This window comes from Streptomyces sp. SudanB5_2050, assembly GCF_964272335.1.
Taxonomy (GTDB): domain Bacteria; phylum Actinomycetota; class Actinomycetes; order Streptomycetales; family Streptomycetaceae; genus Streptomyces; species Streptomyces rochei.
Genome location: NZ_OZ186760.1, coordinates 6604097 through 6618332, shown reverse-complemented (window position 1 = coordinate 6618332; position 14236 = coordinate 6604097). Strand labels below are relative to the sequence as shown.

10 protein-coding genes are annotated in these 14236 nt (G+C 72.0%); 4 read left to right on the top strand and 6 right to left on the bottom strand.

Features of this window, described 5'->3' with window-relative positions:
• Positions 1-79: 79 nt before the first annotated feature.
• Both ACFZP7_RS29165 and ACFZP7_RS29160 read right to left on the bottom strand, forming a co-directional pair.
• Positions 80-1129 carry a LacI family DNA-binding transcriptional regulator gene (locus ACFZP7_RS29165; RefSeq protein WP_127445209.1) on the bottom strand — a complete coding sequence of 350 codons (1050 nt, stop codon included), beginning with the start codon at positions 1127-1129 and terminating at the stop codon, positions 80-82.
• 87 nt (positions 1130-1216) lie between these two features.
• Complete coding sequence (locus ACFZP7_RS29160) at positions 1217-2224, bottom strand: multicopper oxidase domain-containing protein (RefSeq protein WP_019330335.1); 1008 nt, start codon at positions 2222-2224, stop codon at positions 1217-1219.
• 211 nt (positions 2225-2435) lie between these two features.
• Between ACFZP7_RS29160 and ACFZP7_RS29155 the strand changes: the two genes are divergently transcribed.
• On the top strand, positions 2436-4913 hold the full coding sequence (locus ACFZP7_RS29155) for a ThuA domain-containing protein (RefSeq protein ID WP_385636804.1): 2478 nt from the start codon (positions 2436-2438) through the stop codon (positions 4911-4913).
• 14 nt (positions 4914-4927) lie between these two features.
• Complete coding sequence (locus ACFZP7_RS29150) at positions 4928-7120, top strand: OmpL47-type beta-barrel domain-containing protein (RefSeq protein WP_385636802.1); 2193 nt, start codon at positions 4928-4930, stop codon at positions 7118-7120.
• Position 7121: 1 nt separating this feature from the next.
• Here the strand turns inward: ACFZP7_RS29150 and ligD are convergent, their stop codons facing one another.
• Positions 7122-8147: a non-homologous end-joining DNA ligase gene (gene ligD, locus ACFZP7_RS29145; RefSeq protein WP_385636799.1), complete on the bottom strand. Its 1026-nt coding sequence runs from the start codon at positions 8145-8147 to the stop codon at positions 7122-7124.
• A gap of 94 nt (positions 8148-8241) precedes the next feature.
• Positions 8242-9888 (bottom strand): TlrC/CarA/OleB/SrmB family ABC-F type ribosomal protection protein, encoded by a 1647-nt coding sequence (locus tag ACFZP7_RS29140; RefSeq protein ID WP_385638539.1) that lies wholly within the window; start codon positions 9886-9888, stop codon positions 8242-8244.
• Positions 9889-10195: 307 nt separating this feature from the next.
• Between ACFZP7_RS29140 and ACFZP7_RS29135 the strand changes: the two genes are divergently transcribed.
• On the top strand, positions 10196-11263 hold the full coding sequence (locus ACFZP7_RS29135; RefSeq protein WP_031020365.1) for an ATP-dependent DNA ligase: 1068 nt from the start codon (positions 10196-10198) through the stop codon (positions 11261-11263).
• A gap of 46 nt (positions 11264-11309) precedes the next feature.
• Here the strand turns inward: ACFZP7_RS29135 and ACFZP7_RS29130 are convergent, their stop codons facing one another.
• Positions 11310-12500: a zinc-dependent alcohol dehydrogenase gene (locus ACFZP7_RS29130; RefSeq protein ID WP_019330329.1), complete on the bottom strand. Its 1191-nt coding sequence runs from the start codon at positions 12498-12500 to the stop codon at positions 11310-11312.
• A 216-nt stretch (positions 12501-12716) separates the two neighbouring features.
• Between ACFZP7_RS29130 and ACFZP7_RS29125 the strand changes: the two genes are divergently transcribed.
• Complete coding sequence (locus ACFZP7_RS29125) at positions 12717-13700, top strand: DUF3048 domain-containing protein (RefSeq protein ID WP_385636797.1); 984 nt, start codon at positions 12717-12719, stop codon at positions 13698-13700.
• Positions 13701-13742: 42 nt separating this feature from the next.
• Here ACFZP7_RS29125 and ACFZP7_RS29120 read toward each other — a convergent pair whose 3' ends face one another.
• A complete protein-coding gene (locus ACFZP7_RS29120; protein WP_062135401.1) occupies positions 13743-14207 on the bottom strand; it encodes a MarR family winged helix-turn-helix transcriptional regulator in 465 nt (154 codons plus the stop codon).
• Between the last annotated feature and the right edge of the window lie 29 nt (positions 14208-14236).

Here is a 14236-nt window from a genome sequence, read left to right as displayed (position 1 = left end):
CGCGGAAGCGGTCGCGTGCCCTGCCGGGCTCCCCGGGCCCACGCCCGGCCCCGGCCCGCGTGAGTGCGCCGTGCGGGCCTCAGGCGCTCGCGCGGCGCACCAGGGTGGTCGGCAGGATCGTCCCCGACGGCGCCTCGGCCGGGGCGCCCGCGTCCCGGCCGGGCCGGGCATCACGCTCCAGACCGCGCAGCAGCAGACGGGCCATCAGCCGGCCCATCCCCTCGATGTCCTGGCGGACCGTGGTCAGCGGCGGGTCGGTCTCCTCGGCGACCGGCAGCATGTCGTCGAAGCCGACCACGGCCACGTCGTCCGGCACCCGCCGTCCGCGCTCGCGCAGCACCCGGAGGGCGCCCGCCGCGGTGAGGTCGTTCGCGGCGAAGACGGCGTCGAGGTCGGGGCGGCGGTCGAGCAGTTCGCGCATCGCCCGCTCGCCGCCGCCCGAGGTGAAGTCCCCGCCCGCCACCAGCCCCGCGTCGGCGTCCGGCCGGACGTCGTGGAAGCCCGCCAGCCGGTCCGCGGCCGAGGTCTGGTCGAGGGGGCCGGTGATGTGGGCGACGCGGGTGCGGCCGAGGCCGACCAGGTGGCGCACGGCGTCGCGGGCGCCGCCGCGGTTGTCGCTGTCGACGTAGACCACGTCGTCGCGGCCGTCGTCCCAGCCGGGCCGTCCGCCGAAGACGGTGGGCAGACCGGCGCCGCGCACCAGGCCGGGCAGCGGGTCGTCGAGGTGCAGGGAGAAGACCAGCGCGCCGTCCACGTGACCGCCGGCCAGATAGCGGCCGACGCGGGCGTGGTCCTCGCGGCCCTCGGTGAGCAGCAGCACCAGCTGGCTGTCGTGGGCGGTCAGCTCCTTGCTGATGCCGCGCAACTGCTGGGCGAAGTACGGGTCGGCGAAGACCCGGGTCTCCGGCTCGGCGGCCACGACGGCGACGGCGTCGTGGCGCCTGGTCACCAGGGAGCGGGCGGCCTGGTTGGGCACGTACCCGAGTTCCTCCACCGCGCGCCGCACCCGCTCGGCCAGCGCGTCCCGCACGCCCTGCGCGCCGTTCACCACCCGGGAGACGGTCGCCCGGGACACCCCGGCGCGCTCGGCCACCGCTTCCAGCGTGGGACGCGGCGCTGTGTCGGTCACTTCGGGGCTCCTCGTCGGCGGCTGCCGCCAGGATAGCGGCAGCCCCAGGACGGGAGAGAGCGCTCTCGCCACCGTCCGCCGAGCCCGTCAGTGCTGGTGCGCGGGCGCGTCCGCGGTCGGTTCGCCGCCGCCGTGCGCGTGCTCGTGCGGGTCGTAGCCGGGGATCGTGCCGTCCGGCTTCTTCACCAGGAACAGGCCCACCATCCCCATGTCGGAGTGGCTCTGCACATGGCAGTGGTACATCCACGCCCCGGCGCCCACCCCCTCCCCCGCGATGATCTGGAAGCCGAAGGAGTCCGCCGGCCCGGTGATCTTGTTGTCGATGACCTGGCTCGGGTCGTCCGGGCCGGTGAGCATGCCGGTGCGGTTGTCGGCCCAGCGGTGACCGTGCATGTGGAAGGTGTGGTAGTACTCGCCGTGCGTGATCATGACGATCTCGACGCGGTCGCCCACGGTGGCCTCGAAGTTCGGCCCGGTGTGCGGGGCGCGGTTGTTGATGAGCATGTCGTTGAAGACGATGGTGTGCGTCGCGTCCGGCAGCACGTCGCCCTTGCGGCGCACGATCACCGGGCCGTACAGGCCCTTGCGGATGCCGCCGGTGCCGTGCTCGGTGCCGACGACGTGGTCGTGGTAGTGCCAGTAACCGGCGCTGCCCGCCCGCCAGGTGCCGTCCGCGCGGCGGCCGGGCTTGTGGGTGCGCCAGGTGTAGGTGCGGGTGCCGCCGGGCTCCACGTCGCTCTTGTTCATCGCCGTGCCGTCGCTGGAGATCTCGTAGTCCAGGCCGTGGACGTGCAGGCTGGCGCGCACGTCCATGGTGTTCGTGAACTCGATGTGCAGCGTGTCGCCCTCGTTCAGCTCGATCAGCGGGCCGGGAACGGACGCCTTGCCCTTCTCGAGGCCGTAGCCCATCTGGCCGTCGGGCAGCTTCTCGGCGTACATCTTGATGTGTCTCACCTCGCCGCCGGCGGGTGCCGTCCGCGCGGTGACCCCCTTGGCGTCACCGGCCGCGCCCGCGGTCTCCGGTGCGATGGACAACGATGTCGCGACGGCCGCGCCGCCCAGCAGTACCCGTCGGTTGAAGCCTCGCCTGTCCATGCCGAACTCCCCACGCTCAAACGGAATTTGCGGAGACCTAGCCAAGGGGATCGCCCTGATTGGCTGTGATGAACCTGTGGGACGGTACCGGTTGCCGACTGGTTTATCCACACTCAGGACAAAGTTCGTTCCATCCCGGTCATACCTATTGGCGAACCGCGCAAAGAGGTCTAGCTTCCTTGGCGCTGCTGCCGTGACCAAGGAGGTGCCCATGCCCTTAAGAGGGTCGAGCGCGAGAAGGAGAGGCTGGGCGGCGTTCGCCACCGCCGGTTTCGTCGCCGCGGGACTGCTGGCCGGCCCTGCCGCCAGTGCGCGTCCGGCGCCGGATCCGTCCCTGACAACGATGTCGATCAAGTCGCCGCCAGGCGGCGCGAACGTACGGGTGCTGATCTTCTACGGTTCCGCCGCGTCCGGGGACGAGTCCCCGGTCGTGAACGCCGGGATCGCGGCCATCGAACGGATCGGGCTGTCCGGCCCGGCGAAGGAACGCTTCACGGTCGAGGCCACGGACAACGCCAACGTCTTCACCAACGAGAAGCGGCTGGGCCGCTTCAACGCGGTGGTGTTCCTGACCGGCGGCGGAGACGTGCTGACGCCGGCACAGGAGGCGGGCCTGGAGGCGTACATGGAGGCCGGCGGCGGGTTCGTCGGCATCCACGACGCGGCCCGCGCCGAGCCGTACTCGGACTGGTTCACCGGTCTGGTCGGCGCCCGCCCGGCCGCCTCCAGTCCGACCAAGGTCCAGCGGGCCACCGTCGAGGTCGGTGACCGGCGCCATCCGGCCACCAAGGACCTGCCGATGGAGTGGAAGCGGCCCGACGCATGGCTGAACTGGCAGAAGAACCCGTCCGGTGAGGTCCACACCGTGGCCCGGGTGCGCGAGTCGACCTACGCGCCGGGCGCGAGCGCCAACGGCGCGGACCACCCGGTCAGCTGGTGCCGTGACTACGACGGCGGCCGGTCCTTCTACACCGGCATGGGCGGCACGGTGTCGTCGTACGACGAGACCGACTTCCGCGCCCATCTGCGCGGCGCCCTGCTGTGGACCACGCGGCTGGCGCAGGCCGACTGCAAGGCCACCATCACCGGCAACTACAAGGCCGAGCGCCTGACCAAGCCCAACCAGCCGGGCCAGAACGACCAGATCGGCGAACCGCACGGCCTGGTCACCGCCCCCGACGGCCGCGTCTTCTACATCGGCCGCGGCGGCGCCGACTCCTCCCGGCCCGTGATCACCGACTGGAACAACCCGGACGTCGGCAAGGGCAAGGGCGAGGTCCACGTCTGGGACCCGAAGACCAAGGAGGTCACTCTTGCCGGTGAACTGACCGTCTTCGGCAACAAGGGCGGCGGCGACGAGCTGACCAAGGTCGAGGAGGGCCTGCTCGGCATCGAGCTGGACCCGCGGTTCACGGAGAACGGCTGGGTGTACCTGCACTACACGCCGCACTCCGGGATCAACCGCGAGACCCGCATGGCCGAGCGGCGCGTCTCCCGCTTCACACTGGACCGGGCCACGAACAAGCTGGACCTGGGCAGCGAGAAGGTGCTGCTGAAGTGGCCGGTGCAGATCCACAGCTGCTGCCACGCGGGCGGCGGGATGGCCTGGGACTCCAAGGGCAACCTGTACATCGCCACCGGTGACAACAACTCCAGCGGCTTCAGCGACGGTTACTCGGGCAACAACCCGGAGCCCAACTACAAGGGCGTGTCCTTCGCCGACGCCCGCCGCACCGCCGGCAACACCAACAACCTCAACGGCAAGATCCTGCGCATCCACCCGGAGCCGGACGGGACGTACACGCTCCCCGAGGGCAACCTCTTCACCGGGAAGGAGACCGCCGAGGGCGGCGGCAAGACGCGCGGCGAGATCTATGTGATGGGCGTCCGCAACCCGGCGCGCATCTCCGTCGACAAGCAGACCGACACCCTCTACGCGGGCTGGGTGGGGCCGGACGCCGGCGCCCCGTCGCCGACGTGGGGTCCGGCCAAGTACGACACCTTCGCCGTGATCACCGAGGCGAGCAACCGCGGGTGGCCGTACTGCATGGGCAACAAGCAGCCCTACCGGGACCGGAACCTGCCGGACCCGTCGAAGCCGCTGGGCTGGTACGACTGCGACGCCCCGAAGAACGAGTCGCCCAACAACGACGGCCTGGTCAACCTGCCGCCGGTGACGGGCAACAACATCTGGTACTCGCCGCAGGGCGGCGGCCCCGACTTCCCGCGCGACGAGAACGGCGTCCCGTCGTACAAGCAGGAGGAGGGCACGTACAAGCTGCCCTGGCTCAAGGGCGGCGGCCAGGCCGCGATGAACGGCCCGGTCTACCGCTACGACGCGGACAGCACCAGCGGGACCAAGTGGCCCGCGTACTGGGACGGCAAGTGGTTCGTCGGCGACTTCTACGACGCCGACCAGCCGCGCAACGCGGTGCTGATGGACCCGAGGACGCAGGGTGACGGCGGCCTGCCGGTGCACTCGGAGTCGCTGAAGAAGATCGTGCCGGTCGGCAACGACGGCATCAAGAACCTGATGGGCTGGAAGTTCGGTCCGGACGGCGCGCTGTACGTCCTCGACTACGGCCGCGGCTTCTTCACCTCGGACTCCAAGTCGGCCCTGTGGCGGGTCACCTACGAGGGCGGCGGCCCGACGCCGGCCGCCGGACAGCTGGCGAGGGGGACCGAGTGATACGTGGACGAAGAATGTGGGCCGCGCTGCTGGCCGGCCTGCTGATGATGCTCGGACTGCAGGCGACGTCCGCCTCCGGGCAGACCGGGACCGAGGCGAAGGCCGCCGCGGCGGACCAGGTCCTCACCTGGACCGCCGGGAACGACATCACCAAGTACACGTCGGCGCCGGAGACGGCGGTGGCGGGTCCGGCCACGATCGTCTTCGAGAACAGCGAGGCGACCGGCAACACCACCGGCATGCCGCACACGCTGACGTTCGTGACCAGCGACCCCGAGTACAACCAGGACGTCCAGCTGAACATCCTGGCCAACCCCTTCGACGACCAGGGCGGCAAGCACACCGCCGAGGTCACCCTCTCCCCCGGCCGCTACCTCTACCACTGCACCATCCCCGGCCACGGGGAGATGAAGGGCGTGCTCGTGGTGACCGAGGGAAGCGGTGGCGAGGACACCACGGCCCCCGCGACGTCGGCGGAGGTCGGCGGCGTGCAGAACGCCGACGGCGCCTACGTCGGCTCGGCCACCGTGACGCTCGCCGCCACCGACGAGGGCGGCTCCGGCGTCGAACGGATCGAGTACGCCATCGGCGCCGACGGCGCCTGGCAGCCGTACACCACGCCGGTCGTGGTCGACCAGGTCGGCGAGCACACGGTGCGCTACCGGGCGTTCGACAAGGCGGGCAACGCCGCCGAGGAGAAGAGCGTCACCTTCGCCGTGGCCGCCCCTGACACCGACGACACGACCGCGCCGGAGACCTCGGCGACGGTCAGCGGCGAGAAGAACCCGGACGGTGCCTACATCGACATGGCGACGGTGACCGTCACCGCCTCCGACACCGGTTCCGGCGTCAACACCATCGAGTACGCCGTCGGCGCCGACGGCGCCTGGCAGCCGTACACCGCGCCGGTCATGGTGCACGCGGTCGGTGAGCACACCGTGCGTTACCGCGCCACCGACAAGGCGGGCAACGTCGCGGCGGAGAAGAGCGTCACCTTCACCGTCGTCGCCGCTCCCCCGCAGGACACCGTGGCGCCGGTGACCGGCGCGACCGTGGAGGGCACCAAGGACTCCGACGGCGCGTACGTCGGCAGCGCCAAGGTGACCGTCAGCGCCACCGACGAGGGCGGTTCCGGCGTGGCCGGCATCGAGTACTCCCTGGACGCCGGGCCCTACCTGGCGTACACCGGGCCGGTCGTCGTCGACCGGGTGGGCCGGCACACCGTGAGCTACCGGGCGAGCGACAAGGCGGGCAACACCTCGGCGCCGCTGACCGTCAGCTTCACGGTGGTGTCGGGCCAGGTGCCGCCGCCGCCCTGCCCGGAGTACGACGAACGGCTCACGGTGATCGTGGGCACGGTCGACACGGGTGTGCCGAACCGGGTCACGAACAACCGGTGCCGGATCAACGAGCTGATCGAGGACGAGAAGGACTGGTCGTCGCAGCAGCTCTTCCTCAAGCACGTCCGCGAGGTCACGGACGCGCTGCTGGACGAGGGCGTCATCGACCGACGGGAGTACCGGGCGATCAACAAGGCCGCCCGCCAGTCGAAGATCGGCGTGCCCGGCCAGACCGAGGGCTACCGCGCGATCCTGGACGGCTCCCAGGAGTCCTTCGCCAAGTGGCAGCAGGTGGGTGGCGGTTCGTTCGCGCTGAACGAGGACGGCTCGATCACCTCCAGCACCAGCACGCCCGGCATGGGCATGCTGTGGTTCCCGGAGCGCAAATACGGGGACTTCTCGCTGAAGCTCCAGTGGCGGGACGACGCGCCCGGCACGGCGAACACCAACGGCGGTGTCTTCGTGCGGTTCCCGCAGGCCCACGACCACCCGGAGGAGTCCCGGCCGGAGTGGGTCGCCATCAAGTACGGGCACGAGGTGCAGGTGTTCGACAGCCCGACCGGCGACATGTACAAGTCGGGGTCGATCTACGGCTTCGACCGGGTGGGCCTGGCCGGCGCCGGGGTGACGGAGAAGGGCACCTGGAACGACTACGAGATCCGCGTGGTCGACCAGCACTACTCGATCTACCGCAACGGCGTGCTGATCAACGAGTTCGACAACACCGGCGGCCAGGACTTCTACCCGCCGCGCTCGGACGACCCGGGCACGGACGGGCGGCGGTACGCCTCCGGCTACATCGGGCTCCAGGTCCACGGCACCACGGACGTGGTCTCGTACCGGGACGTGAGGATCAGGGAGTTGTAGGTCAGTTCTTGCGAGGGCGCGGCTTCTTCGCGCGGCTCGGCTGTACCCGGCTGGGTTCCCCCGGCATCTTCGGATACTCGGGCGGGTACGGCAGATCACCGAGCCCGTGGTCGTGCTCGTCCTTCGTCGCCAGCTCCAGCAGGGCGTCGAGGGAGTAGGAACGGTCGTCCATGCCCGCGTGCACGTCGCCGAGTTCGGCGAAGCGCGCGGGCATGGTCGTGATGTCGAAGTCCTGCGGGTGGGCGACGCCCACCTCGTCCCAGGTCAGCGGCGCGGAGACCGGGGCGTGCGGGCGGGGGCGCACCGAGTAGGCGGAGGCGATGGTGCGGTCCCGGGCGGTCTGGTTGTAGTCGATGAAGATGCGCTCGCCGCGCTCCTCCTTCCACCACTTGATGGTGACCTGCTCGGGCATCCGGCGTTCCATCTCGCGTCCGACGGCGATGGCGGCGCGCCGCACCTGGGTGAAGGTCCAGCGGGGCTCGATCGGTACGAAGACGTGGATGCCGCGTCCGCCGGAGGTCTTGGGCCAGCCGCGCAGCCCGCCGAACTCCTCCAGCACGGCACGGAGTTCGTGGGCGGCGCGGGCGGCGTCGTCGTAGTCGGTGCCGGGCTGCGGGTCGAGGTCGATGCGCAGCTCGTCGGGGTGGTCGACGTCGTCGCGGCGCACCGGCCAGGGGTGGAAGGTGAGGGTGCCGTACTGGGCGGCCCACAGGACGGCGGCCTCCTCGGTGGGGCACATCTCGTCGGCGCTGCGACCGCTCGGGAAGGTGATGTGCGCGGTGGGGATCCAGTCGGGCATGCCCTTGGGGGCGCGCTTCTGGTAGAACCACTCGCCGGTGATGCCGTCGGGGTAGCGCTGCAGGGTGGTGGGCCGGTCGCGCAGGGCGCGCAGGATGCCGGGGGCGACGGCCTGGTAGTAGCGGGCCAGGTCGAGCTTGGTGTAGCCGCGCTCGGGGAAGAAGACCTTGCCCGGGCTGGACAGCCGCACGGTGCGTCCGCCCGCTTCCAGTTCCACCGCTTCCGCCATGCGAGCCACGGTAGGCGCACCCGGGCGACCTCGCACATCAGACGACGGGCCGCCCGGGGCCGTCCCGGCGGACGTCCCCGGGCGGCGCCGCGCGCTACCCGGTCAGGGTCCCGCCGCTCATCCTGACCCGGCGGCCGGTGAACCGCCGGGCGACCATGCGGTCGTGCGAGACGATCACCAGGGCGCCGCGGTAGTGGCGCAGGGCGTCCTCGAAGTCCTCCACCAGGGCGGGTGAGAGGTGATTGGTGGGTTCGTCCAGGAGCAGCAGGTCCACCGGGTCGCGCAGCAGCCGGGCCAGGGCCAGCCGGCGCAGCTGTCCGGTGGACAGGTCGCCGACCGCCGTCCTCAGGTCGGGGAGCCGGAACAGGCCGAGACCCAGCAGGGCCTCGCGGTGCTCGGCCGGGGCGCCGGGCAGTCCGGCCGCGTAGGCGTCCAGCAGGGTGCGCCGCGGGTGAGTGACCGCGGTCTCCTGGGGCAGCCAGCCGATGCGCCGGGGGCGTGTGCACGTGCCCCGGTCGGGAGGCAGGTCCCCGGCGAGGACCCGCAGCAGGGTGCTCTTGCCGGCGCCGTTGGCGCCGGTGACCAGGATGCGTTCGCCCGGGTCGACGGTGAAGTCGTGGACGTCCAGCCGGTCGCCGACGCCGACCCGGTGCAGGTCGGCCAACGGTCCCTGGTGATCCGCCCCGCCGCCCTCGACCCGGACCCGGAAGCGCAGGGGAGCCGGGGGCGGCGGCACCGGGCTCTCCTCCAGGCGCCGCACCCGCTCCTTGGCCTGCCGGACGCGCGCGGAGATCTGCTTCTCCACGCTGCGCTGGTGGCGCTGGCCCTCGCGGTCGGCGTTGGCCCGGCGCCGGGGGCCCGCGGCCATGGTGTCGGCGGCGCGGCGGACCAGGGCGCGCTGCTCGGCCAACTCGCGCTGATAGTCGGCGTAGTCCTGTTCCCAGCGGCGCCGGGCGCTCTCCTTGGCGCGCAGGTAGCCCGCGTAGCCGCCGCCGTGCCGGTGCACGGTGCGGCGCTCGCCGTCCACCTCCCACAGGGCGGTGGCGACGCGTTCCAGGAAGACGCGGTCGTGGGAGACGGCCAGGACGCTGCCGCGGTGCGCGCGCAGGTGCTCCTCCAGCCACTCCACGGCCGGTACGTCGAGGTGGTTGGTCGGTTCGTCGAGCAGCAGGAGCTGGGGTGCGGCCGCCAGCAGGCACGCCAGGCCCAGGCGGGCCTGCTCACCGCCCGAGAGGCTGCCCAGGCGCCGGTCGGGGGTGATGTGGCGCAGGCCCAGTCCGTGCAGGGCGGCTTCGACGCGGGCGTCGGCCGCGTAGCCGTCGCGGGCCTCGAACGCCTCCAGCAGCTCGCCGTAGGCGGCGAGCCGGGCGTCGAGTTCGCCGGGGCCCGCCTCGGCCAGCGCCCGTTCGGCCCGGCGCAGTTCGGCCTCCAGGGCCCGCAGGTCGGCGAGGGCGTGGTCGACGGCGTCCTGGACGGTGTCGTCCGGGGGGAGGTCGGGGGTCTGCGGGAGGTATCCGGCGCCGCCGGGCGCGTGGACCCGCATGTGTCCGGCGTCGGGCAGGTCGGCGCCGGCGAGGAGCCGGAGCAGGGTCGACTTGCCGGTGCCGTTCTCGCCGATGACGCCGATGCGCTCGCCGAGGGACACCGACTGGTGGACGCCGTCCAGGAGGAGCCGGCCGCCGGGGGCGCGCACGACGTCGTCCAGGACGACCTGGAAGGCGCCCGAGCCGGGCGTGGACATGGTGGTGGGGGTGGTGGGGCAGGTGGGCGCGTCAGAGGTACGCCGATGCATGGGTGATCCGCCATATCGGAAGACGTGAACAGGTGGCCGATACGGAGGGAGGGGTCACCGGCGGGCGGTCGAACGGTGCGAGAGCGGCACGACGGCCGGCCCGGGGACCCTGACGGGGCAGCCGGAATCACGCCGCTTGCGCGCGGCGGCATCGGCGCCCGGTCTCCCGGGGCGGTATCAGATGTAGAAGTAGTAGAACCTGATCACCCGGCAAGCTTAACAGGCGAGGCGCACGGGCCGCTCATACAGTCGGACCATGGATCTGCCCGTCATGCCGCCCGTGAAGCCGATGCTCGCCAAGTCCGTGGCGAAGATCCCGCCGGGCATGCACTACGAGGCCAAGTGGGACGGGTTCCGGTCGATCGTTTTCCGCGACGGCGCCGAGGTCGAGCTGGGCAGTCGTACGGGCAAGCCGCTGACCAGGTACTTCCCGGAGCTGGTGGCGGCGGTGCGGGAGCGGTTGCCCGAGCGGTGCGTAGTGGACGGCGAGATCGTGATCGCCCGGGAGGGGCACCTCGACTTCGACGCGCTCACCGAGCGGATCCACCCGGCCGACTCCCGGGTGCGGACGCTGGCGGAGCGGACGCCCGCCTCCCTGGTCGTCTTCGACCTGCTGGCCCTGGACGACGAGTCCCTGCTGGACGTGCCGCTGGCCGACCGGCGGGCGCGGCTGGTCCGGTCGCTGTCCGGCGTCACCGCGCCGGTGCACGTGGCACCGGCGACGGACGACATCGAGGTGGCCCGGCGCTGGTTCGAGCAGTACGAGGGCGCGGGGCTGGACGGGATCGTCGCCAAGCCGCTCGACCTGCGCTACCGGCAGGACGAGCGGGCGATGTACAAGATCAAGCACGAGCGGACGGCGGACGTGGTGGTGGCCGGCTACCGCCTGCACAAGAGCGGCCCGGTGGTCGGCTCGCTGCTGCTCGGGCTGTACGACGACAAGGGCGTCCTCCAACACGTGGGCGTGAGCGCCGCGTTCACCATGAAGCGGCGCGCCGAGCTGGTGGAGGAGCTGGAGCCGCTGCGGATGGACGATGTCCGGGGTCACCCGTGGGCGGCGTGGGCCGAGGAGTCGGCGCACGAGTCGGCGCGGCTGCCCGGCGCCCCCAGCCGCTGGTCGGGCAAGAAGGACCTGTCCTGGGTGCCGCTGCGGCCCGAGCGGGTGGTCGAGGTGGCGTACGACCACATGGAGAACGGGGCGCGCTTCCGGCACACGGCCCGGTTCCGCCGGTGGCGCCCGGACCGGACGCCGGAGAGCTGCACCTACGCCCAGTTGGAGGAACCGGTCCGCTACGACCTGGCGGAGATCCTCGGCGGCCCGTGAGGCCGCCGGTTCACGGCCTCACGGGAACCCACGTGAACCGGCGTCCTCACGGCTTCATCAGCACCTTGACCGCGCCGTCCTGCTTCTTCTGGAACATCTCGTACGCGCGCGGCGCCTCGGTGAGCGGCACCCGGTGGGTGGCGAAGTCGTCGACGCCCAGCGGGTCGTCGTCCGTCAGGTACGGGATGATCTCGTCGCTCCAGCGGCGCACGTTAGCCTGCCCCATCCGCATCTGGATCTGCTTGTCGAACAGGGTGAGCATCGGCATCGGGTCGGCCATGCCGCCGTACACGCCGGACAGCGAGATGGTGCCGCCGCGCCGCACCAGGTCGATGGCGGTGTAGAGGGCGGCGAGCCGGTCGATGCTGAACCGCTCCGCGAGCGGGCCGCCGATGGACCGGGGCATCACCGCGGCGGCCTGCTGCACCAGCTTGGCGGCGGCGCTGCCGTGCGCCTCGGTGCCGACGGCGTCGATCACGGCGTCCGGGCCCCGGCCGCCGGTCTCGTCCTGGATCGCCGCGACCAGTTCCTTCTCGTTGTCGAAGGAGCGCAGGTCGTACGTCTCGACGCCGCGTTCGCGGGCCCGCCGCAGCCGCTCCGGCACCAGATCGATGCCGAACACCCGCCCGGCGCCCTTGGCGCGGGCCACCCGGCAGGCCATGTCACCGATGGGACCGAGACCGAGCACGGCCACGCTGCCGCCCTCGGGGACGGCGGCGTACTCGACCGCCTGCCAGGCGGTCGGCAGGACGTCGGAGAGGTAGACGAAGCGGTCGTCGGCCGGCCCCTCCGGAACCTTGATCGGACCGAACTGGGCCTGCGGCACGCGCAGGTACTCGGCCTGGCCGCCGGGGACGGCGCCGTACAGGCGGGTGTAGCCGAACAGCGGGGCGCCCATCCCCTCGCCGGTGACCTGGGTGGTCTCGCACTGGGTGGGCAGTCCGGTGCCGCACATGTAGCAGTGCCCGCACGCGATCTGGAACGGCACCACGACCCGGTCGCCGGGCTTCAGACCGGTCACCTCGGGACCGACCTCCTCGACGATGCCCATGGGCTCGTGCCCGAGGATGTCGCCCGGCGTCATGAACGGCGTGAGCACCTCGTACAGATGCAGGTCGGAGCCGCAGAGTCCGGTGGACGTGACGCGGATGACGGCGTCCGTCGGTTCCTGGATCCTCGGGTCGGGCACCTCCTCCACCCGCACGTCCCGCTTGCCCTGCCACGTCACTGCCTTCATCGCCTCGCGCTCCCTCCGTCGCCCGTGCGCGTCGGTGTCGGGTCCTGCGTGACGCCCGGGTACCCGGGGCTTCCGCCGCCGAACCGCGACCGGATTCGTCCGAACAGCGGATCATCTGCCCCACTCCGCGTGCCGTATCAGATTCGGTCAGGTATCGCACTAAAAGCTTCTAGAAGCGCACAATCAATGACAGAGGATGGGTGGCGGGTGGTCGGAATGCGACGAGGGACGCGGGGGACGACGTACGGGCGGCGGGGTGGCGCGCTGCTTGCGGCGGCGGTCGCGGCCGCACTGGCGGCAGGCTGCACCAGCGGTCCCGGGGCCCGGGAGGACGGGCGGTCGCCCGAGTCGACCGCCTCCCCCGCGACGCCGAGCGGCCACCCGGGGTCCGTGCTCGCCGTGAAGGTCGACAATGTGCGCGCGGCCCGCCCGCAGACGGGTCTGGAGGCGGCGGACGTCGTCTACGTCGAACCGGTGGAGGCCGGCCTGAGCCGCCTGATGGCCGTGTACGCGACCGGGTTCCCGGAGTCGGTCGGGCCGGTGCGCAGCGCCCGCGAGTCGGACCTCGACCTGCTGCGCCAGTTCGACCGGCCCACGCTGGCCTTCTCCGGCGCCCAGAGCAAGCTGCTGCCCCTGATCGACAGGGCGCCGCTGCGCGCGGCACCGCCGGACCAGGACTCCGACGCCTACGTCCGCGACGAGGACCGGCCCGCTCCCCACAACCTGTACGTGCGCCCCGGTCGCCTGATGGCCGAGCCGCCCGGCGCCGACGCCCTGACCACCGGCTTCCGCTACGGCGAGGCCCCCGAGGGCGGGCGGGCCGTGTCGTCCCGCACGGTGCGCTATCCGTCGGCGTCCTTCACCTTCACCTGGTCGGAGAGCCGTGACCGCTGGCTGGTCGGCATGGACGGCGACCCCGCCCGCACGGCCGACGGCGGGCGCCTGGCTCCGGCGACGGTGGTCGTGCAGCACGTCGACGTGCGCGAGTCCGAGTTCCACGACTTCCGGGGCAACTACTCGCCCTATGTCGAGTCGATCGGCTCGGGAGAGGCGGAGGTGCTGCGCGACGGGCGCGTGTACGAGGCGACCTGGAAGCGCGGCGGCGCCACGGACGGCACCGACTTCACCGCCCGCGACGGCGAGCGGCTGGACTTCGCCGAGGGCCAGGTGTGGGTGGTGTTCGTCGACTCGGCGAACTAGACGAAGACGGCCAACACTGCGAACACGACGGCGAACCCCTGATCAGCCCTGCGCGGTCGCGGGCTCGGCCGGGTTGCGGAGCCCTTCGGCGGCGTCCGCGACCCGGCGGATCAGGTCGAAGAAGAGAGCCTGCTCGTCGCCGGAGAGGGGGGCGAGGAAGACCTGGTTCATGCGGGCCGTCCGCACGGTCAGCTTGCGGTGGACGCGCAGGCCCTCCTCGGTCGGGCGCAGCAGGAAGCGGCGGCCGTCCTGCGGGTCGCGGACCTTGTCCAGCAGCCCGCGGCGGCCGAGCCGGGTGACCACCTCGGCGATGGTGGACCGGTCCAGACCCACCCGCTCCCCCGCGGTGCGCTGGTCCAGGCCCGGCTCGGCGACCAGGGCGTTGAGGACCGCGAACTGCGGCGAGGTGATCTCCTCCGAGACCATCGTGTTCCACAGCAGGTAGTGCGCCTGCTGCAGCCGCCGGGCCAGATGCCCGGGATGGGTGGTCAGGTCGACCGCGGCCATGTGCGCTCCTGAGGGTCACTTTCGCGGGT

Bases quoted from the DNA above. Each gene is read 5' to 3' on its own strand.
- ACFZP7_RS29160 (WP_019330335.1), bottom strand. From the start codon at position 2,224: ATGGACAGGCGAGGCTTCAACCGACGGGTACTGCTGGGCGGCGCGGCC.
- ACFZP7_RS29155 (WP_385636804.1), top strand. From the start codon at position 2,436: ATGCCCTTAAGAGGGTCGAGCGCGAGAAGGAGAGGCTGGGCGGCGTTC.
- ACFZP7_RS29150 (WP_385636802.1), top strand. From the start codon at position 4,928: ATGTGGGCCGCGCTGCTGGCCGGCCTGCTGATGATGCTCGGACTGCAG.
- ligD (WP_385636799.1), bottom strand. From the start codon at position 8,147: ATGGCGGAAGCGGTGGAACTGGAAGCGGGCGGACGCACCGTGCGGCTG.
- ACFZP7_RS29140 (WP_385638539.1), bottom strand. From the start codon at position 9,888: ATGTCCACGCCCGGCTCGGGCGCCTTCCAGGTCGTCCTGGACGACGTC.
- ACFZP7_RS29135 (WP_031020365.1), top strand. From the start codon at position 10,196: ATGGATCTGCCCGTCATGCCGCCCGTGAAGCCGATGCTCGCCAAGTCC.
- ACFZP7_RS29130 (WP_019330329.1), bottom strand. From the start codon at position 12,500: ATGAAGGCAGTGACGTGGCAGGGCAAGCGGGACGTGCGGGTGGAGGAG.
- ACFZP7_RS29125 (WP_385636797.1), top strand. From the start codon at position 12,717: ATGCGACGAGGGACGCGGGGGACGACGTACGGGCGGCGGGGTGGCGCG.
- ACFZP7_RS29120 (WP_062135401.1), bottom strand. From the start codon at position 14,207: ATGGCCGCGGTCGACCTGACCACCCATCCCGGGCATCTGGCCCGGCGG.